Consider the following 17,178-nt stretch of genomic DNA (forward strand, 5'->3'; position numbering starts at 1 on the left):
ACCCGACTCTACGCAGCCGGACGCCGGTGCCGTCACAGCGCGCTGCGCACCTGCGGCGCCGGCCAGGCCGGGGCGATGCCGGTGAGCTGGCAGGTCAGCAGGTAGAGGGGGATCGGCGGGGTGTAGGGCGAGGTGCCGTCCGGGTGGTGGATCAGGCGCGGGCCGCGGTCGGGGATCTCGGCGCCGGGGGCGTAACAGGCGGGCAGCGGCCAGGCCAGGTCGAGGTCGGAGCCGGCCGGGACGAGCCACCACCACCAGTCGGTGTCGGCGTACACACAGCCCTTGGCGGGGAGCCGGGAGAGGATCTTGAAGCCGAAGCGGGCGGGGACGCCGACGGCGTCGCAGCCGAGGCCGGTGGTCAGGCCGGTGGGGACCGCGAGGCGGGTGGCGGCGACGGTGCCGTCGCGGCCGGGGCCGTTCTCCGGGGAGCGGCGGGCGCGGGGGACGCGGGGGGCGAGCAGGTCGGCCATCGACTTCAGCATGGCTCCCCCAGGACGTACGGGAGTTCCGCCCAGACGATCTGCGCCGTGCCGTGCCCGGTGCGCTCGGCGCCCCAGGACGCGCACAGCGCGTCGACGATGAGGAGTCCGCGGCCGCGCTCGTCCGCGCCGCAGTCGCGTATCCGGGGGCCGGCGGGACCGCCCTCGTCCCGTACGGCGATGCGGAGGCTGTCGGTTGCCTCGCGGAGTTCGCAGACGATCCGGCTGCTCGCGGTGTGCAGCACCGCGTTGGTGACCAGTTCGGAGACGACCAGGGCGGCCGTGTCGCGTATCTCAGGTCCGCGGGCCCAGAGGATCAGCCGCTCCTCGGTGAGGCGGCGGGCGCGGCCCACGGACTCGGTGCGGGCGGGCAGTTCGAAGGCGAAGCGGTGCAGGGGATCGCGGTGGAGCGCCTCACGGCGGTGCGGATCGCGGTGCCGGGGATCGTGGTGGGCGGGATCGTGGCGGGGCTGGGGGCGCTGGGCCATGGCTATGGAGCTCATGAGACCTGAGGGCTGCGCGTTACCAGAAGCCACGACCGGTTCCTCACAACAGTGGGCAGGGCTGCCGTACGTCACTGTCGCCGGGGCCCGGGGGCGCACCGGCGGCAGTCTGTACTGGTTCACCGGAACACTGTCCTCCTGACTCGGACACTTGGCAAGTAGCACTCTGGAAATTGCAGAGTGCTGTGTTCTCTCTGGCCGGGCTTCGTGGCACACTCGTCGAAACAGTGCGTCGGGGAGGTCTGGGAGTGAGCGAGCCGCGGTCCGCCCCCACGGTGGGACAGGTCGTACTCGGCCGGCGTCTACAGGACCTGCGCGAGCGCGCGGGCCTGAAGCGCGAGGAGGCCGCCAAGGTCCTCCACGTCGCCCCGGCCACCATCCGCCGCATGGAGACCGCCGAGGTCGCGCTGAAGATCCCGTACGTGCAGCTGCTGCTCCGCGCGTACGGCATCAACGACCCCGAGGCGGAGGCGTTCGTCGCCCTCGCCGAGGAGGCCAACCTGCCCGGCTGGTGGCAGCGGTTCCACGACGTGCTGCCCGGCTGGTTCTCCATGTACGTCAGCCTGGAGGGGGCCGCGAGCCTCATCCGGGCCTACGAACCCCAGTTCGTCCCCGGTCTGCTCCAGACCGAGGAGTACGCCCGCGCCATCCTGCGCAGCGGAGCGGTCGGTGGCGGCGACGACGCCGCCAGGGAAGAGGACATCGATCGGCATGTAGCCCTGCGGATGGAGCGTCAGTCCCTGCTCACCAGGGAGGACGCCCCGAAGTTCTGGGTGATCATGGACGAGACGGTGTTCCGCCGGCCGGTCGGCGACGGGCCCGAGGTGATGCGCGACCAGCTCGACCGGCTGCTCGAAGCGTCCGAGCTGCCGAACGTCACCCTGCAGATCGCGGAGTTCGCGTCCGGCCACCACCCCGGCACGTACGGGCCCTTCGTCCTCTTCCGCTTCGCCATGCCCGAACTCCCGGACATGGTCTACAGCGAGTACCTGACCGGCGCCGTCTACCTCGACGCGCGCCCCGAGGTGGCGTCCCACCTGGAGGTCATGGACCGTATGGCGGCGCAGGCCGCGACTGCACAACGCACGAAGGAGATCCTCAAGGATCTCCGCAAGGAGCTGTGAATGGATCGCATATACAACGGCATGCCCGCCGCGGAGCTCGGTGCCGAGGGATGGCACAAGCCCTGGAGCGGCGGGAACGGGGGCAACTGCGTGGAGGCCATGAAGCTGGCCGACGGCAGGGTCGCCGTGCGACAGTCCGCAGACCCTGAAGGACCCGCTCTCATCTACACCCACGGGGAGATCGCCGCGTTCATCGCGGGAGCCAAATCCGGTCAGGCTGACTTTCTCCTCACCTGAACCCTTCCGTCCCACCACCTCCGTCACGTAACTCTTGTAGCAGCGCCACCCGTTCGTCCCGACCAGGAGAGCCGATGACCCAGGAACCCGCTTCCCCGCGGAGCGAGATACGCATCGACACCAGCAAGCCGCACCCCGCGCGGATGTACGACTGGTTCCTGGGCGGCAAGGACAACTACCCCGTCGACGAGGAGATGGCCCGCCAGCTCCTCACCGTGGACGCCCGCGGGCGGGACATGGCCCGGGTCAACCGCGCCTTCATGCACCGCGCCATCCGCTGGCTCAGCGCCCAGGGCGTGCGCCAGTACCTGGACGTCGGCACCGGGATCCCGACCGAGCCCAACCTGCACCAGATCGCGCAGGGGGCCGCGCCGGAGTCCCGGATCGTCTACTGCGACTACGACCCGATCGTGCTCGCGCACGCGGCCGCCCTGCTGCGCTCGACCCCCGAGGGGGCCACCGAGTACATCCAGGCGGACGCCCGCGACCCCGAGACCATCCTCGAAAGGGCCGGAAAGGTCCTTGACTTCGACAAGCCCATCGCGCTGTCGATGCTGGCCCTGCTGCACTTCCTGGGCGACGAGGACGGCGCCCACGACATCGTCGCCAAGCTCGTCGACCAGCTCGCCCCCGGCTCCTACCTGGTCCTCTCGCAGGTCACCGGGGACTTCGACCCCGAGGGCGCGGCGAAGGCCGTCGGCATGTACAAGGCCCGCGGCCTGACCCTGCGGCCGCGCACCCGTGACGAGCTGGCGGTCTTCTTCGAGGGCCTGGAGTTCGTCGAGCCCGGAGTGTCGCTCACCGCCGAGTGGCACCCCGAGCTGGGCGAGCCGGTGCAGGTCCAGGGCGACGACCCCATCCCGGGCTGGGCCGCGGTGGCCCGCAAGCCCTGATCCGTACACCCGTAACCGTACGGTCGAGAGGCCCGTGGAGTCCGCTCCACGGGCCTTCCCGCGCCGTCATCCCCGCAGGTACGCGAGCCCCGGGTGCACGGCCGTGTAGCCGTCGAGCAGCCGGCGGGCCACCGCCACCGAGTCCACCAGCGGGTGCAGCGCGAACGCCTTCACCGCGTCGGCCCGCGCACCGCTCTCCGCCGCCGACAGCACCTCCCGCTCCACCGCCTTCACCGCCGACACCAGCCCCATGGCGTGGTACGGCAGCGGGTCCACCGCCACCGGACGGGCGCCGTTGGCGTCCACCAGGCACGGCACCTCGACCACCGCGTCCGCGTCGAGGCCCGGCAGCGTCGTGCCGTTGCGGACGTTCAGGATGAGGGTGGCCCGCTCACCGCGCGCGATCGCCCGCATCAGCGCCAGCGCCACCTTCTCGTAGCCGCCCGACTCCAGGTCCTCCTCGGCCCGGTCGCCGGCCCCGGCCGCCTCCCGGTTGTGCGCCATGTACGTCGCCTCCCGGTCGGCCAGCGTGCGGTGCCAGGCGTCCAGGGCCCGGGTCTCCGGCTTGCCCGCCTCCGCGTAGAAACCGGCCTGCTGGTCGAGGAGGTACGCGCCCCGGGTCTTCTCGGCGCCCCGGTAGGAGGCGACCGCCTCCCGGTTGAAGTAGTAGTAGTGCAGGTACTCGTTGGGGACCGCGCCCAGCGACCGCAGCCACTCGGTGCCGAAGAGCCTCCCCTCCTCGAAGGAGCCGAGCAGCGCCTCGTCCGCGAAGAGCCGCGGCAGCTCGTCCCGCCCGTCCACCCGCAGCCCGCGCAGCCAGCCCAGGTGGTTGAGGCCCACGTAGTCGATCCACACCCGGTCCGGGTCCGCGCCGAGGACGCGCGCGACGCGGCGGCCCAGGCCGACGGGGGAGTCGCAGATGCCGACGACCCGGTCGCCGAGGATCCGGGACATCGCCTCCGTCACCATCCCGGCCGGGTTGGTGAAGTTGATGACCCACGCGTCGGGGGCGAGCGCGGCGATCCGGCGGGCGACGGCGACGGCGACCGGAACCGTCCGCAGGCCGTACGCGATCCCGCCCGCGCCCACCGTCTCCTGCCCCAGCACCCCCTCGGCCAGCGCCACCCGCTCGTCGGCCGCCCGGCCCTCCAGACCGCCGACCCGGATCGCGGAGAACACGAAGTCCGCCCCGCGCAGGGCCTCGTCGAGATCGGTGGTGGCCGTGACGACGGGCGCGTCCGGCACCCCCGCGGCCTGTTCGGCGAGGACCCGCGCGATGGCCGTCAGCCGGTCCCCGTCCAGATCGTGCAGGGTGACGTGGGTGATCCGCCCCTCGGCGTGGTCGCCGAGCAGCGCGCCGTACACCAGCGGCACCCGGAATCCGCCGCCTCCGAGAATCGTCAGTCGCATGCTCCGTACGCTACTCGGCCGCGCCCGCCGGACGGCCGGGACCGGCCCGGGCGTCCACGCCGCCGTCCGCATCCCGGGCAGGCGCCGAGGGAGGCTGGGGGAGAATGACCGCATGTCCCGACGCAAGGCCGGCCCCCGCTCCGGCACCCGCCCCCGCACGCCCGCGCCCGCCCCGGTCACCGCCGCCTCGCCCTGCCCCTGCGGGCTCGACGCCCCGTACGGCTCCTGCTGCGGCCGCTTCCACGCCGGTACGGGTGCCACCGCGCCCACCGCCGAACTGCTGATGCGTTCCCGCTACAGCGCCTTCGTCGCCCACGACGCGGCGTACCTGCTGCGCACCTGGGCCCCGGAGACCCGCCCGGCGACCCTCGACCTCGACCCCGGCATGCGCTGGACGGGCCTGGAGATCCGGGACACCACCGACGGCACGGCCTTCCACCAGCGGGGCACGGTCACCTTCCTGGCCCGCTACGTCCACGCCGGCGAGCCCGGCTCCCTCCACGAACGCAGCCGCTTCACCCGCCACGACGGCGCCTGGGTCTACGTCGACGGTGAGTTCCTGGAGGACTGACGGCGCGGCGTCACCGCCCCGACGCGACCGTGGCGCGCTTCTCCGTGCGGACGGGTGCGAGGCCGGTGGAGAGGTCCTCGGCGACGGCCTTCTTCGCGATGGCGTCGGCGGCGGCGCGGAGTTCGGGGCCGCTGGGGCGGCCGCGCTCCTGCTCCAGGCGGTCGGCGAGCCAGTCGCCCCAGGCGTGGGTGATGACCTCGGCCTCGCGGACGCCGGCCGGGGTGTGGGAGAGGAGGTTGCCGTCGCGGGTGAGGAAGCCCTCGTCGACCATCCGCTCGAAGGTGGGGAGGATGACCTCGGGCGGGAGGCGCCGGCCCGCCGCGATGAGTCCGAGGCTCGCGTGCCCGACCGTCCGCGTGTACAGCTCCACCTGCATGACCGCCCACGCGCCGGCCGTGTCGAGCCGGGTGTCGGAGTCGGCGACGATCCGGCGGGCGGTGTCCATGTCCATGCGGTGCAGCAGCCGTCCCACGGCGAGTTCGAGGAGCTTGGCGGAGTCGCCGCCGCTCGTGGGGGAGGCGAAGCCCTCGCCCATGTCGGGGGCGGCCTCCCGGGCCGAGTCGCGGAGCTTCACCTGCTTGAGGAAGAGGGCGACGACGAAGCCGACGGCGGCGACCGGCACCGTCCACAGGAAGACGGTGTGCAGCGTCTCGGCGTAGGCGCGGACGATCGGCTCCGCGGTGCCGCCGGGCAGGGCGTGCAGCCCCTGCGGGCTCTGCGCGGCCTTCGCCACGGTCGGCGGGTCGATGCCGAGCGGCCCGGCGAGGACGGACGCCTCGGCGACCCCGGTGGCGAGGTTGGGCTTGAGCGAGTTGGCGTAGATCGTGCCGAAGACGGCAGTGCCGAAGGAGCTGCCCAGGGTGCGGAAGAAGGTGACGCCGGAGGTGGCGGTGCCGAGGTCGGCGTAGTCGACGGTGTTCTGCACGGCGATCGTGAGGACCTGCATGCACAGGCCGATGCCGACGCCGAGGACGAACATGTACAGCGACTCCAGCCAGGTGCTGGTGTTCTCGTCCATCAGGGAGAGCAGATAGAGCCCGACGCCCATCACGGCGCAGCCCACGATGGGGAAGATCCGGTAGTGCCCGGTCTTGCTGACGACGTTGCCGCTGAAGATCGAGGCGATGAGCAGGCCGACGACCATGGGCAGGGTCCGGATGCCGGAGACCGTCGCCGAATCCCCGTCCACGTACTGGAGATAGGTCGGCAGGAAGGTCATCGCGCCGAGCATCGCGAAGCCGACGACGAAGCTCAGCACCGAGCAGACCGTGAAGACCGGATTGAGGAACAGCCGCATGGGCAGCATGGGTTCGGCCGCCCGGGACTCCGCCCAGCAGAACAGGCCGAGGGCGAGGATGCCGCCGACGAAGAGCCCGATGATGACGCCGGAGCTCCACGCGTACTCGTTGCCGCCCCAACTGGTCGCCAGGATCAGGGCGCTGGAGCCGATCGCGACGAGCGCGATGCCGAGGTAGTCGATGACCGGCCGGCTCGCCGAGCGGACCGAGGGGATCGTGCGGGCGGCGGCGATGACGACGAGGATCGCGATCGGGACGTTGACGTAGAACGCCCAGCGCCAGCTCGCGTGGTCGGTGAACAGGCCGCCGAGCAGCGGCCCGATAACCGTCGAGACGCCGAACACGGCGCCGATCGCACCCTGGTACTTGCCGCGTTCGCGCAGCGGGATCACATCGGCGATCAGCGCCATCGAGGTGACCATGAGGCCGCCGGCGCCGATGCCCTGGAGACCGCGCCAGACGATCAGCAGCGTCATGTTGGTGGCGAGACCGCAGAGGAAGGAGCCGGTGATGAAGACGATCGCGGAGATCTGGAAGATCAGCTTGCGGCCGAAGAGGTCGCCGAACTTGCCGACCAGCACGGTCGCCACGGTCTCGGCGAGGAGATAGGAGGTGACGACCCACGACATGTGGGCGGCGCCCCCGAGGTCCGCGACGATCGTGGGCAGGGCGGTGCCCACGATGGTCTGGTCGAGCGCGGCCAGCAGCACGCCCAGCATGATCGTGCCGAACACGATGTTGCGGCGGCGGCCGTCGAGCGGTGCGGGCGCGGCCGTTGCCGCCGGTGCTGCGTCGCTGGTCGTGGTCACCTTCGCAGCGTCACACCGCGCCGCCGCCGTTGCGCGTGGGGCTCCGCCGAACGGGCGAGGCCGTCAGGGGCGTACCGGCAGGGTCGGGTGGTGCTTGGCCAGGATCTTGTTCGCCCGGGCGAGGGCGGCCAGCGCGTGCTCACGGTCGGCCCGGTCCTCCGCGCAGAGCGGCCCGCGGAAGCGGTAGACCTCGCGCGCCGCGCAGTCCGCCTCGATCTCCGCCTGGAGGACGTGCGCGGGCAGACAGGCGCCGATGAGGGCGGCCACGCGGTCGGGGATCGGGACGGGTACGAGGGGGGATGACGAGGCGATCACGGGTCAGTCCTAGCGGTTCGTGGGGGCGGTCGGGAAGGGCTCTCACCTCCATACGTACCGGATGGCGGGAGCGGTTCCGGTACGGCTCCGGGGTCGGTGCGCGACGGGGGCGCCCGGCCCGGGGGGCGTGCGCGGGCGCACCCCTCCGGCACCGCCCGGCCCCGGTGATCGCGCGCACCGGCGTTCTCGCAGGTACGGGGCACGGCGCCGGACGGGCGGCGCGCAAGGACCCTGCGTATCGAGGGCGCGGACGGCCGGCGGCGGACCCGGACGGGCGACGCGCAAGCCCCGGGACGGGACTACCGGTGTGAAGGAAATCACGTGGCGCCCGGACGCCAGGACCGGGACGATCGTCAGCTCAGTACGTCCGACAGGTCGTACGAGACGGGCTCGTCGAGCTGCGCGTATCCGCAGGACTCCGGAGCCCGGTCCGGGCGCCAGCGCTTGAACTGCGCGGTGTGCCGGAAGCGGTCGCCCTCCATGTGGTCGTAGCCGACCTCGCACACCCGCTCCGGCCGCAGCGCCACCCACGACAGGTCCTTCTTCCCCGACCAGCGGCTCGGCGCGCCCGGCAGCCTGGCCCCCGCGTGCGCGGCCTCCTCGGCCCAGGCCGCCCACGGGTGCCCGTCGGGCGGGTCCATCCGCAGCGGCTCCAGCTCCCCGACCAGCTCGGCGCGGCGCGCGGCGGTGAACGCGGCGCAGACGCCGACGTGCTGGAGGGCGCCCCGGTCGTCGTACAGACCGAGGAGGAGCGAGCCGACGACGGGGCCGCTCTTGTGGAACCGGTACCCGGCCACGACGACGTCGGCGGTCCGCTCGTGCTTGATCTTGTACATCAGGCGGGCGTCCGGCCGGTAGGGCAGGTCCAGCGGCTTGGCGATCACCCCGTCGAGCCCCGCCCCCTCGTACTGCTCGAACCAGCGCGCGGCGAGCTCCGGGTCCCGGGTGGCGGGGGCGAGGTGGAGGGGGGCGGTGGTGCCGGCGAGCATCCGCTCCAGGGCCTCGCGCCGCGCCGACAGCGGGGTGTCGAGGAGGGCCTCGTCGCCGAGGGCGAGCAGGTCGAAGGCGACGAACCGGGCCGGGGTGGTCTCCGCGAGCATCCGCACCCGGGAGTCGGCGGGGTGGATCCGCTCGCTGAGCCGGTCGAAGTCCAGCCGCCCGCCGTGCTCGATGACGATCTCGCCGTCCACCACGCACCGCTCGGGCAGCCGCTCGCCCAGCGCCTCGACGAGCTCGGGGAAGTAGCGGGTGAGCGGCTTGCCGGTACGGCTGCCGATGACCAGCTCGGCGCCGTCGCGGTGCACGATCGCCCGGAAGCCGTCCCACTTGGCCTCGTACTGCATCCCGGGCGGAATCCGCTTCACGGACTTGGCGAGCATCGGCTTCACGGGCGGCATCACCGGCAGATCCATGGGTCGATTGTCCGGTATGCGGCATGTGTCGGCGAGCTCTAGGGTGGCGCACATGGCAGGCAAGACGGCAGCGGTGGAACTGGAGGCGGGCGGGCGCACCGTCCGCGTCTCCAACCCGGACAAGGTCTACTTCCCGGAGCCCGGCTACACCAAGCTCGACATGGTGACCTACTACCTCGCCGTCGGCGAGGGCATCACCCGCGCCCTGCGGGACCGGCCGACGACCCTGGAGCGCTACCCCGACGGGGTGACGGGGGAGTCCTTCTTCCAGAAGCGGGCCCCCAAGTACCTCCCGGACTGGATCCCCACCGCGCACATCACCTTCCCCAGCGGGCGCTCGGCCGACGAGATGTGCCCCACCGAGCCGGCCGCCGTCCTCTGGGCCGCCAACCTCGGCGCCGTCACCTTCCACCCCTGGCCCGTGCGGCGCGAGGACACCGACCACCCCGACGAGCTCCGCCTCGACCTCGACCCGCAGCCCGGCACCGACTACGCCGACGCCGTCCGCGCCGCCCACGAGCTGCGGGCCGTCCTCGGCGAGTACGGGCTGCGCGGCTGGCCCAAGACCTCCGGCGGACGCGGGCTGCACGTCTTCGTCCCCATCCGCCCCGACTGGACCTTCGTCCAGGTCCGGCGCGCCGCCATCGCCTGCGGGCGGGAGCTGGAGCGGCGGATGCCGGAGCGGGTGACCATGAAGTGGTGGAAGGAGGAGCGCGGCGAGCGGATCTTCGTCGACTACAACCAGACCGCCCGCGACCGCACGATCGCCTCCGCCTACTCGGTCCGCCCCCGGCCGCACGCCCCCGTCTCCGCCCCGCTGCGCTGGGACGAGATCGACGACGCGGTGCCGCGGGACTTCGACATCCGCACGATGCCCGCCCGGTACGCCGAACTCGGCGACGTGCACGCCGACATGGACGACGAGCGCTTCGACCTGGAGCCGCTCCTCGAACTGGCCCGGCGCGACGAGGCCGAGCACGCCCTCGGGGACCTGCCCTATCCGCCCGAGTACCCGAAGATGCCGGGCGAGCCGAAGCGGGTGCAGCCGAGCCGGGCGAAGAAGGAGAAGGAGGAGTGAGCTTTGCCGGGGTGGTTACGCCTCCGGGCTCCGGCGCTCCGACGGGGGCAGGAGCAGCACCTCCAGGGCCCGGGCACAGGACCGCGCCTGCGTCAGGAACCAGTCGAGCCGCGCGTCCGTGATCACCTCCGGCGTCGCGCGGACCGCGAGTGCGAACCGCGCGTGTCCCGCCCGCTCCAGGACCGGCACCGCCACCGTCCGCACCCCGGGCGCCGACTCCCCGTCGTTGACCGCGTGGCCCGCCAGCCGCACGCGCGCCAACTCCGCCGCGAGGGCGCCCGGTTCGACGATCGTCCGGTCGGTGAACGCGTACAGGGGAGGAAGCGCGAGCGGGCCCGCCTCGCCCGCGCGGGGCCAGGCGAGCAGCACCTTGCCCAGCGCGGTCGAGTGCAGCGGACGCCGCAACCCCACCTTCGGCGTCACCGAACCGCCCGCCACGATCACCGCGTACGGGCCGCTGCGCAGCGCCAGGTCGGCGGTGGCGCCGGTCCGCTCGGCCAGGTCGGCCAGCTCGGGCGCGGCCAGGTGCAGCCCCCGCTGGTGGTACGAGAGCCGGCCCAGCTCCGTCACGGCGGGCCCCAGCCGGTAGCGGGCCGTGCGGGCGTCCTGCTCCAGGAAGTCCGCCGCCAGCAGGGTCCGGACCAGCCGGTGGGCCGTCGACGTGGAGAGGCCCAGCCTGCGCGCCAGGTCGGAGACGCTCAGGTCGGGGCGGTTGTCGTGGAAGCTGTGCAGCACGTCGAGCGCGCGGCGGACCGCCTGCGCGCCCGTCGGGGCCCGTACGGCCTCGGCCTCGGTGGTCATGGCGCTCGCGGGCCCCCCTTCGGGTGATCGTCGCCTCACGCTCCCACATGATGGGAGCGGGAGCGACACCCCGGGGCGGGAGGAAACACGCCGTTCATGTGCAATCCCACATGATGGGAAGCGAGTTGTGGCGAGCCGGACCGCCGTGTCATGGTTCCGGCCAGCCCACACACCGCGGGATCACCACACCGCGGGACCGCCACACCGGAGGGAGCAGGCCCGCCATGAGCATGTGCCGTACGGCGTCGTACGCCGCTCCCGCCGTCTCTCCCGCCCTCCTCGGGCTCACCCGCCGCCGTCACATAGACCTGGCGCGGGTCACCGGCACCGGCTGTCGCTGTAGCTGACGCCGCTCCGGCTCCTCCCGTGCCGTCCCCGGCCGTGACGGGGGGTCCCGGGTCCTGACGCCGGCGCGGTCCTTGCGCCGCCGTGCCCGGACCGGTGCGCCGCCGTGCCTGCCGTGCCTGCCGTGCCTGCCCTGCGCCGTGCCCGCCATGCGCCGCCGTGCCTGCCGTGCCCGCCATGCGCCGCCGTCTCCGCCGTGCCCGCCGCGCCCGCAGTGCTTCGGCGCGGGCCCTCCTTTTTTTCGTCCCTTCACCCCTGGACACCTTCATGACCGACGCCCGCGTGCCCGGCACGCTCTGGTTCACCCGTTGCCCCGTTCCCACCGCCACCGGCGTCGCCGCCGACCGTGGCTGGCTGGCCGCCGAGTTCGCGCCGGACGGCATCGCCGTCCGCTCGCTCCAGGACGCCGACCCCGGCGCCGACCGCGCCACCCACTACACCCACGACCTCCCCGGTCTCTTCCGCGAGGGCGGCAACGTCCCCGCCCTGTGGGCCCGTTCGCGCGGACAGGCCACCCGGCTCGTCGGCCTCACCTGGATCGAGGAGCGGCAGGCGGTGCTCGTCGCCCCCGGCTCCCCGGTCCGGGATGCCGCCGCCCTGCGCGGACTCCGGCTCGCCGTGCCCCGGCACGAGGTGCCCATCGACTTCTGGCGGGCCATGGCGCTGCGCGGCTTCGAGGGCGCCCTCGCCTCCGCCGGTCTCGGGCTCGACGACGCCCGGCTCGTCGACGTCCCCGCCGCCGGGCACGCCGGACAGTGGGCCGCCGAGCTCGACGCGCTGCGCCGGGGCGAGGTCGACGCCGTGTACGTGAAGGGCGCCCTCGCCGTCGAGTCGGCCCGGCGCGCCGGCGCCGAGGTGGCCGTCGAACTCGACGAACTCCCCGACCCGGCGCACCGCGTCAACAACGGCACCCCGCGCCCCCTCACCGTCCACCAGGAACTCCTCGACCGGCACCCCGAGTTGGTCTCCCGCTTCCTCGCGGTCCTGCTCCGGGCGGCCGACTGGGCGGCCGGCGAGCCCGACGAGGTCGCCCGCATCCTCGGCGCGGAGACCGGCGCGGGCGCGGAGGGCGTCGCAGGCGCCTACCGCACCGGCACCCACCGCACCCTGCACCCCGACCTCTCCGACACCCGACTCGACCTGCTGGCCCGGCAGGAGGCGGCCCTGCGTGCCCACGGCTTCCTCCCCGAGGCCGTCGACGTCCGGGCGTGGGCCGACCCCGAGTCGCTGCGCCGCGCCCACCGGCTCCTCGCCGCCACCCCGTCGCCAAGCCCGGTCGCGTAACCCGATCCCCCCCACGCACCCCTTTCCGTACTCCGCCCACCAAGGACGACTGCCATGCGCCCACTCTCCCGCCTCACCGCTCTGGCGGCTCTCGCCGCCCTCACCGCCTGCGGCGCCGACCCAGCGGACGGCTCCGGCTCCGGCCGGAGCGGCGGCGGGGCGAAGGGCGGCACGGTCACCGTCCGCATCCCCGACCCCGGGAACTCCGGGGTCCTCGCCCGGGGCAAGCAGGACGGCAGCCTGGACAAGGCCCTCGCCGCCGTCGGCGCGAAGGTCGCCTGGACCGGCAGCGCCGGGCCCTTCGCCCCCGCCGCCCAGGCGATGAACGCCGACCAGCTCGACTTCGCGACCGGCTCCATCACCTCCGGCATCACCTCCCTCGCCCAGAAGCCCGGCTTCGCCTTCTTCACCGCCACCGACCCCGACCCGGTCGGCGAGGGCATCCTCGTCCGCGAGGGCTCCGACATCGACTCCGTCCAGGACCTCGTCGGCCGCAAGGTCGCCGTCAACAAGGGCGGCACCGGCGAGTACCTCCTCCTCAAGGCCCTCGCGAAGGAGGGCATCCCGGCCGACAAGGTGGAGCGCGTCTACCTGCGGCCCGACCAGACCGCCGCCGTCTTCAACGCCGGCCAGGTCGACGCGTGGGCCGTCTGGTCCACCTACGCCGTCGCCGAGATCGGCAGCGGCAAGGCGCGCTTCCTCACCGACGGGGCGGCCATCGGCTCCGACAACTACAGCCTCAACGCCGTCCGTTCGGACTTCGCGAAGGACCACCCGGCGATCGTGAAGGCGCTCTACTCCTACCTCCACGACCACAGCGCCAAGGAGCGGAAGGACCCGGCCGCCTACCTCAACGTCTTCACCGACGCGGGCCCCACCGCCGTCACCGGCAAGGCCAGGGAGGTCCAGATCGACTTCACCCGCGAGGGCGGGACGGTCGACCCCATCGGCCCCGAGGACATCGCGCGCTTCGAGACCGTCGCCCGGTTCTACGCCGACCAGAAGGTCACGCCCGGCACGGTCGACATCGCCGCCCATCTCCTCGACGTCGAGTCCCTCGCATGACGGCGCCCCCGGCGGTCGCCGGCCTCGTCGCCCCCCGCCCGCCCGTCCGCCGCCCCCGCTCCCGGGCGTACGCGGTCACCGTCCGCGCCCTCGGACCCGTAGCCCTGCTCGTGCTCTGGTGGGCCTCGTCCGCCACCGGCCTCCTCACCCCCGACGTCCTCGCCTCTCCCGCACAAGTGCTGGACGCGGTAGGGGAGTTGTGGGGCAACGGGCAGCTGTCCGACGCCCTCGCCACCTCCCTCACCCGCTCCGGGATCGGACTCGTCATCGGTCTCGCCGCCGGCCTCACCCTCGGCATCACCACCGGCTTCACCCGGCTCGGCGACGAACTCCTCGACTCCTCCCTCCAGACCCTGCGCACCATCCCCTTCCTCTCCCTCGTGCCGCTCTTCATGGTCTGGTTCGGCATCAACGAGACCGCGAAGATCCTGCTCATCGCCGTCGCCACCACCTTCCCCATGTACGTCTCCACCAGCGGCGGCGTCCGCAACACCGACCGCAAGCTCGTCGAGGCCATGCGCAGCTTCGGGCTCGGCCGCCTCGCGATCGTCCGCCAGGTCGTGCTGCCCGGCGCGCTGCCGTCGCTGCTCGCCGGACTGCGCCTCTCCATGACGCTCAGCGTCATCGCGCTCATCGCAGCCGAGGAGATCAACGCCACCGCGGGCATCGGCTATCTGATGTCGCAGGCCCAGAGCTACGCCCGCACTGACATCCTCGCCGTCTGCATCCTCGTCTACGGGCTCCTCGGCCTCACCGCCGACGTCCTCGTCCGCGGACTGGAGCGGATCCTCATGCCCTGGCGCACCGCCGGACCCGGAGGGACGACACGATGACCGCCGTACGCGTACGGGGACTGCGCCGGGTCTTCGGTGACCGCGCCGTCATCGACGGCCTCGATCTCACCCTCGGGCGGGGCGAGTTCGTCGCCCTGCTCGGTGCCAGCGGCAGCGGGAAGACCACCCTGCTGCGCATCCTGGGCGCCCTCGACGGCGCCGACGGGGGAGAGGTGCTTGTCCCCGAGGCCCGCACGATCGTCTTCCAGGAGCCCCGGCTCATCCCCTCGAAGAAGGTCCTCCCCAATGTGACCGTCGGGCTGCCGCGCGGCGCCGCCACCCGCGAGACCGGCCTGCGGGCCCTCGCCGAGGTCGGCCTGGAGCGGCACGCCGACGCCTGGCCGGCCACCCTCTCCGGCGGCGAGGCCCAACGGGTCGCCCTGGCCAGGGCGTTGGTCCGCGAGCCGGAACTCCTGCTGCTCGACGAGCCGTTCGCCGCCCTCGACGCGCTGACCCGGCTCCGGATGCAGGACCTCGTCGGCGAACTGCGCCGGATCCACCGGCCCGCCGTCCTGCTCGTCACCCATGACGTCGACGAGGCCGTGCGGCTCGCCGACCGGGTCGCCGTCCTGCGCGACGGCCGGCTCGTCACCGACGAACCCGTCACCGTCACCCACCCCCGCGACCCCGGCGACGCCGGCGTGGTCGCCCTGCGCCGCCGCCTCCTCGCCGACCTCGGCGTCCACACCACCACCCCCGCGCCCACCACCCCCGCACCGGCCGAAACCCCCGCCCTCCAGAAGGAGTTCTCCGCATGACCGTCACCATCGGCGTCCACCGCAGCAACCCCTCCCTCTACCACCTCTCCCGCCTCGGCTACGCGGAGGAGGAGCTCGCCGCCCTCGGCGAGACGGTGAGCTGGCACGCGTACACCGACGGCGTCCGCACCGGCGCCTTCCTCGCCGACGGCACCATCGACTTCGGCGGCACCGGCTCCACCCCGCCCGTCACCGCCCAGGCCGCCGGCCACGACATCGTCTACACCGCGATCTCGGCGCCCCGCCCCGACCACGGCGCCCTCCTCGTCCCCGAGGACAGCCCGGTCCGCACCGTCGCAGACCTGAAGGGCGGCACCGTCCACCTCGCCGTCGGCTCCTGGCAGACCCACCTCGTCGCCCAGGCCCTCGACGACGCCGGACTCTCCTACGCCACCGACATCACGCCGGTGCGCGGCGACTCCGGCAGCGAGGCGCGGCTCCGCTCCGGCGAGATCACCGCCTGGGTCGCCCAGGGCGCCGAACTGGCCGCCGCCCGCCGCGCCGGCGGCCTGCGCACCCTGATCCGCACCGGCGACGTCATCACCGACCGGTCCGTCTTCTTCACCCGCCGCGACCTGGCCGAGCGGCGCCCCGAGCTGGTCGAGGCGCTGACCCGGGCGCTCCGCCGGGCCGACGCGTGGGCCGCCGCCCACCCCGGCGAGGCCGCCGCGATCGCCGCCGCCGACCAGGGCGGCACCGCCGAGGACTGGGAGACGGCCCTGCGCGCCCTGCCGTGGACGATCGAGGAAGTCACCGAGGAGTTCCTCGCCGAGCAGCAGCGGGCGGCCGACGTCTTCCACCGCACCGGCTTCATCGAGCGCGCGATCACCGTCGCGGACGCGCTGCCCCGGAAGGTCTGACCCATGACGCTCCCCGCACCGGAAGTCCTCTGGTACATCATCCCGCGCGAAGGCGCCTACCCCTGGGAGCCGGAGGGCCGCAGGCCCGTCGACCTCGGCTACCTCCAGCACCTGGCCGGCACCGTCGAACGCCTCGGCTACACCGGCGCGCTGCTGGCCACCGACCTCTACGACGTCTGGCCGCTCGGCTCGGCGCTCGCCGCCTCCACCAGCACCCGCTTCAAGCCGCTGCTCGCCGTCCACCCCGGCCTGATCTCGCCCACCCTGCTCGCCAAGACGGCCCTCACCTTCGACAACCTCTTCGGCGGCCGGCTCCGCTTCAACGTTGTCAACGGCTCGACCGCCTCCCTCCAGGAGTACGGGCTCCACGTCGGACACGACGAGCGGTACGAGCTGAGCGCCGAGTACTGGTCGATCGTGAAGCGGCTCACGGCCGGCGAGGTCTTCGACCACAAGGGGCGCTTCTACGACCTCAGGAACGCGGGCGCCTCCTTCCGGGACCTGCGCCCGGTGCAGGCGCCGCACGTCCCGCTCTGGTTCGGCGGCTCCTCGGCGCCCGGCGTCGAGATGGCCGCCGAGCACGTCGACGTCTATCTGACCTGGGGCGAGCCGCCGCACCTGCTGAAGGAGAAGCTCGACCACGTGCGCGCCCGGGCGGCCGCGTACGGGCGGACCCTGCGCATCGGGCTTCGCCTCCACCTGATCGTGCGGGACACGGAGGACGAGGCGTGGGCCGCGGCCGACCGGCTCCTCGACGTGACCAGCGCGGCGACGTACGCCCGTCAGCTCGGCGAGCGGGCGGGGGAGGACGGCGTGGGCTGGGAGCGGCAGTTCCGCCAGCACGGCGGGCGGGTCCCGGCCCGGGCCCGGGAGCTGGAGACGTACCCCAACCTGTGGCCGGGCATGAGCCTCTTCCGGCCAGGGCCCGGCACGGCGGTCGTGGGCTCCACGGCCCAGGTCGTGGAGCGGCTCCAGGAGTTCCGGGAGCTGGGCGCGGACACCTTCATCCTGTCCGGCAACCCGCTCCTGGAGGAGGCGTACCGGGTCGCGGAGACGGTGCTGCCGGCGCTGGGCGTGCGGCCGTGACCGCCGGGCGTGCGCCA

At 73.4% G+C, this 17,178-nt stretch carries 19 protein-coding genes; 12 read left to right on the forward strand and 7 right to left on the reverse strand.

Annotated elements, in window-relative coordinates; all coding sequences use genetic code 11:
* Positions 1-32: 32 nt before the first annotated feature.
* Together ACFXMG_RS30465 and ACFXMG_RS30470 are read right to left on the reverse strand one after the other, a co-directional pair.
* Positions 33-482, reverse strand: coding sequence for a hypothetical protein (locus ACFXMG_RS30465; RefSeq protein ID WP_383820125.1), 450 nt, complete (start codon positions 480-482; stop codon positions 33-35).
* Entirely contained in the window at positions 476-1,015 is a 540-nt protein-coding gene (locus ACFXMG_RS30470; RefSeq protein ID WP_383820122.1) for an ATP-binding protein, read from the reverse strand. Before ACFXMG_RS30470 ends, ACFXMG_RS30465 begins: the two co-directional genes overlap by 7 nt.
* Before the next feature lie 215 nt (positions 1,016-1,230).
* On the opposite strand from ACFXMG_RS30470, the gene ACFXMG_RS30475 reads away from it, so the two are divergent.
* From ACFXMG_RS30475 to ACFXMG_RS30485, 3 genes are all read left to right on the forward strand, one after another.
* Positions 1,231-2,106 carry a helix-turn-helix domain-containing protein gene (locus tag ACFXMG_RS30475; protein WP_383820119.1) on the forward strand — a complete coding sequence of 292 codons (876 nt, stop codon included), beginning with the start codon at positions 1,231-1,233 and terminating at the stop codon, positions 2,104-2,106.
* Positions 2,107-2,343, forward strand: coding sequence for a DUF397 domain-containing protein (locus ACFXMG_RS30480; protein ID WP_030495614.1), 237 nt, complete (start codon positions 2,107-2,109; stop codon positions 2,341-2,343).
* A gap of 74 nt (positions 2,344-2,417) precedes the next feature.
* Complete coding sequence (locus ACFXMG_RS30485; RefSeq protein ID WP_383820115.1) at positions 2,418-3,236, forward strand: SAM-dependent methyltransferase; 819 nt, start codon at positions 2,418-2,420, stop codon at positions 3,234-3,236.
* A gap of 66 nt (positions 3,237-3,302) precedes the next feature.
* Here the strand turns inward: ACFXMG_RS30485 and ACFXMG_RS30490 are convergent, their stop codons facing one another.
* Positions 3,303-4,646 carry a 6-phospho-beta-glucosidase gene (locus tag ACFXMG_RS30490; protein ID WP_383820112.1) on the reverse strand — a complete coding sequence of 448 codons (1,344 nt, stop codon included), beginning with the start codon at positions 4,644-4,646 and terminating at the stop codon, positions 3,303-3,305.
* Between the two features lie 112 nt (positions 4,647-4,758).
* Here ACFXMG_RS30490 and ACFXMG_RS30495 point away from each other — a divergent pair, with 112 nt between their 5' ends.
* Positions 4,759-5,217, forward strand: coding sequence for a YchJ family protein (locus ACFXMG_RS30495; RefSeq protein WP_383820111.1), 459 nt, complete (start codon positions 4,759-4,761; stop codon positions 5,215-5,217).
* 10 nt (positions 5,218-5,227) lie between these two features.
* On the opposite strand, the gene ACFXMG_RS30500 is transcribed toward ACFXMG_RS30495, so the two are convergent.
* From ACFXMG_RS30500 to ACFXMG_RS30510, 3 genes are all read right to left on the reverse strand, one after another.
* Entirely contained in the window at positions 5,228-7,324 is a 2,097-nt protein-coding gene (locus ACFXMG_RS30500) for an MDR family MFS transporter (protein WP_383820108.1), read from the reverse strand.
* Positions 7,325-7,387: 63 nt separating this feature from the next.
* On the reverse strand, positions 7,388-7,639 hold the full coding sequence (locus tag ACFXMG_RS30505; protein ID WP_383820106.1) for a hypothetical protein: 252 nt from the start codon (positions 7,637-7,639) through the stop codon (positions 7,388-7,390).
* Between the two features lie 353 nt (positions 7,640-7,992).
* Complete coding sequence (locus ACFXMG_RS30510) at positions 7,993-9,051, reverse strand: ATP-dependent DNA ligase (protein ID WP_383820104.1); 1,059 nt, start codon at positions 9,049-9,051, stop codon at positions 7,993-7,995.
* 52 nt (positions 9,052-9,103) lie between these two features.
* Between ACFXMG_RS30510 and ligD the strand changes: the two genes are divergently transcribed.
* Complete coding sequence (gene ligD / locus ACFXMG_RS30515) at positions 9,104-10,129, forward strand: non-homologous end-joining DNA ligase (RefSeq protein ID WP_383820101.1); 1,026 nt, start codon at positions 9,104-9,106, stop codon at positions 10,127-10,129.
* Between the two features lie 15 nt (positions 10,130-10,144).
* Here the strand turns inward: ligD and ACFXMG_RS30520 are convergent, their stop codons facing one another.
* Positions 10,145-10,930: an IclR family transcriptional regulator gene (locus ACFXMG_RS30520; protein WP_383820098.1), complete on the reverse strand. Its 786-nt coding sequence runs from the start codon at positions 10,928-10,930 to the stop codon at positions 10,145-10,147.
* A 224-nt stretch (positions 10,931-11,154) separates the two neighbouring features.
* Between ACFXMG_RS30520 and ACFXMG_RS30525 the strand changes: the two genes are divergently transcribed.
* The 7 genes from ACFXMG_RS30525 (at position 11,155) to ACFXMG_RS30555 (ending at position 17,161) form a co-directional block, all read left to right on the forward strand.
* Positions 11,155-11,277, forward strand: a complete 123-nt coding sequence (locus ACFXMG_RS30525) for a hypothetical protein (protein ID WP_383820095.1) — start codon at positions 11,155-11,157, stop codon at positions 11,275-11,277.
* A gap of 265 nt (positions 11,278-11,542) precedes the next feature.
* Positions 11,543-12,559 (forward strand): ABC transporter substrate-binding protein, encoded by a 1,017-nt coding sequence (locus ACFXMG_RS30530; RefSeq protein ID WP_383820093.1) that lies wholly within the window; start codon positions 11,543-11,545, stop codon positions 12,557-12,559.
* A gap of 54 nt (positions 12,560-12,613) precedes the next feature.
* Complete coding sequence (locus ACFXMG_RS30535; protein WP_383820090.1) at positions 12,614-13,624, forward strand: ABC transporter substrate-binding protein; 1,011 nt, start codon at positions 12,614-12,616, stop codon at positions 13,622-13,624.
* Complete coding sequence (locus ACFXMG_RS30540) at positions 13,621-14,457, forward strand: ABC transporter permease (protein WP_383820087.1); 837 nt, start codon at positions 13,621-13,623, stop codon at positions 14,455-14,457. The genes ACFXMG_RS30535 and ACFXMG_RS30540 overlap by 4 nt, the downstream gene beginning before the upstream one ends.
* Positions 14,454-15,215: an ABC transporter ATP-binding protein gene (locus ACFXMG_RS30545; protein ID WP_383820085.1), complete on the forward strand. Its 762-nt coding sequence runs from the start codon at positions 14,454-14,456 to the stop codon at positions 15,213-15,215. Before ACFXMG_RS30540 ends, ACFXMG_RS30545 begins: the two co-directional genes overlap by 4 nt.
* Positions 15,212-16,075 (forward strand): ABC transporter substrate-binding protein, encoded by an 864-nt coding sequence (locus tag ACFXMG_RS30550; protein WP_383820082.1) that lies wholly within the window; start codon positions 15,212-15,214, stop codon positions 16,073-16,075. Before ACFXMG_RS30545 ends, ACFXMG_RS30550 begins: the two co-directional genes overlap by 4 nt.
* 3 nt (positions 16,076-16,078) lie before the next feature.
* Positions 16,079-17,161: an LLM class flavin-dependent oxidoreductase gene (locus ACFXMG_RS30555; RefSeq protein WP_383820079.1), complete on the forward strand. Its 1,083-nt coding sequence runs from the start codon at positions 16,079-16,081 to the stop codon at positions 17,159-17,161.
* The last annotated feature ends 17 nt before the right edge of the window (positions 17,162-17,178 follow it).

The organism is Streptomyces sp. NPDC059201, from assembly GCF_042754585.1.
Taxonomy (GTDB): Bacteria; Actinomycetota; Actinomycetes; order Streptomycetales; family Streptomycetaceae; genus Streptomyces.

Excerpts from the sequence above, each read along its gene's own strand:
- ACFXMG_RS30545 (WP_383820085.1), top strand. The coding sequence starts at position 14,454 with ATGACCGCCGTACGCGTACGGGGACTGCGCCGGGTCTTCGGTGACCGC.
- ACFXMG_RS30550 (WP_383820082.1), top strand. The coding sequence starts at position 15,212 with ATGACCGTCACCATCGGCGTCCACCGCAGCAACCCCTCCCTCTACCAC.
- ACFXMG_RS30510 (WP_383820104.1), bottom strand. The coding sequence starts at position 9,051 with ATGGATCTGCCGGTGATGCCGCCCGTGAAGCCGATGCTCGCCAAGTCC.
- ACFXMG_RS30540 (WP_383820087.1), top strand. The coding sequence starts at position 13,621 with ATGACGGCGCCCCCGGCGGTCGCCGGCCTCGTCGCCCCCCGCCCGCCC.
- ACFXMG_RS30535 (WP_383820090.1), top strand. The coding sequence starts at position 12,614 with ATGCGCCCACTCTCCCGCCTCACCGCTCTGGCGGCTCTCGCCGCCCTC.
- ACFXMG_RS30530 (WP_383820093.1), top strand. The coding sequence starts at position 11,543 with ATGACCGACGCCCGCGTGCCCGGCACGCTCTGGTTCACCCGTTGCCCC.
- ACFXMG_RS30495 (WP_383820111.1), top strand. The coding sequence starts at position 4,759 with ATGTCCCGACGCAAGGCCGGCCCCCGCTCCGGCACCCGCCCCCGCACG.
- ACFXMG_RS30480 (WP_030495614.1), top strand. The coding sequence starts at position 2,107 with ATGGATCGCATATACAACGGCATGCCCGCCGCGGAGCTCGGTGCCGAG.
- ACFXMG_RS30555 (WP_383820079.1), top strand. The coding sequence starts at position 16,079 with ATGACGCTCCCCGCACCGGAAGTCCTCTGGTACATCATCCCGCGCGAA.
- ACFXMG_RS30485 (WP_383820115.1), top strand. The coding sequence starts at position 2,418 with ATGACCCAGGAACCCGCTTCCCCGCGGAGCGAGATACGCATCGACACC.
- ACFXMG_RS30490 (WP_383820112.1), bottom strand. The coding sequence starts at position 4,646 with ATGCGACTGACGATTCTCGGAGGCGGCGGATTCCGGGTGCCGCTGGTG.
- ACFXMG_RS30520 (WP_383820098.1), bottom strand. The coding sequence starts at position 10,930 with ATGACCACCGAGGCCGAGGCCGTACGGGCCCCGACGGGCGCGCAGGCG.
- ligD (WP_383820101.1), top strand. The coding sequence starts at position 9,104 with ATGGCAGGCAAGACGGCAGCGGTGGAACTGGAGGCGGGCGGGCGCACC.
- ACFXMG_RS30465 (WP_383820125.1), bottom strand. The coding sequence starts at position 482 with ATGCTGAAGTCGATGGCCGACCTGCTCGCCCCCCGCGTCCCCCGCGCC.
- ACFXMG_RS30525 (WP_383820095.1), top strand. The coding sequence starts at position 11,155 with ATGAGCATGTGCCGTACGGCGTCGTACGCCGCTCCCGCCGTCTCTCCC.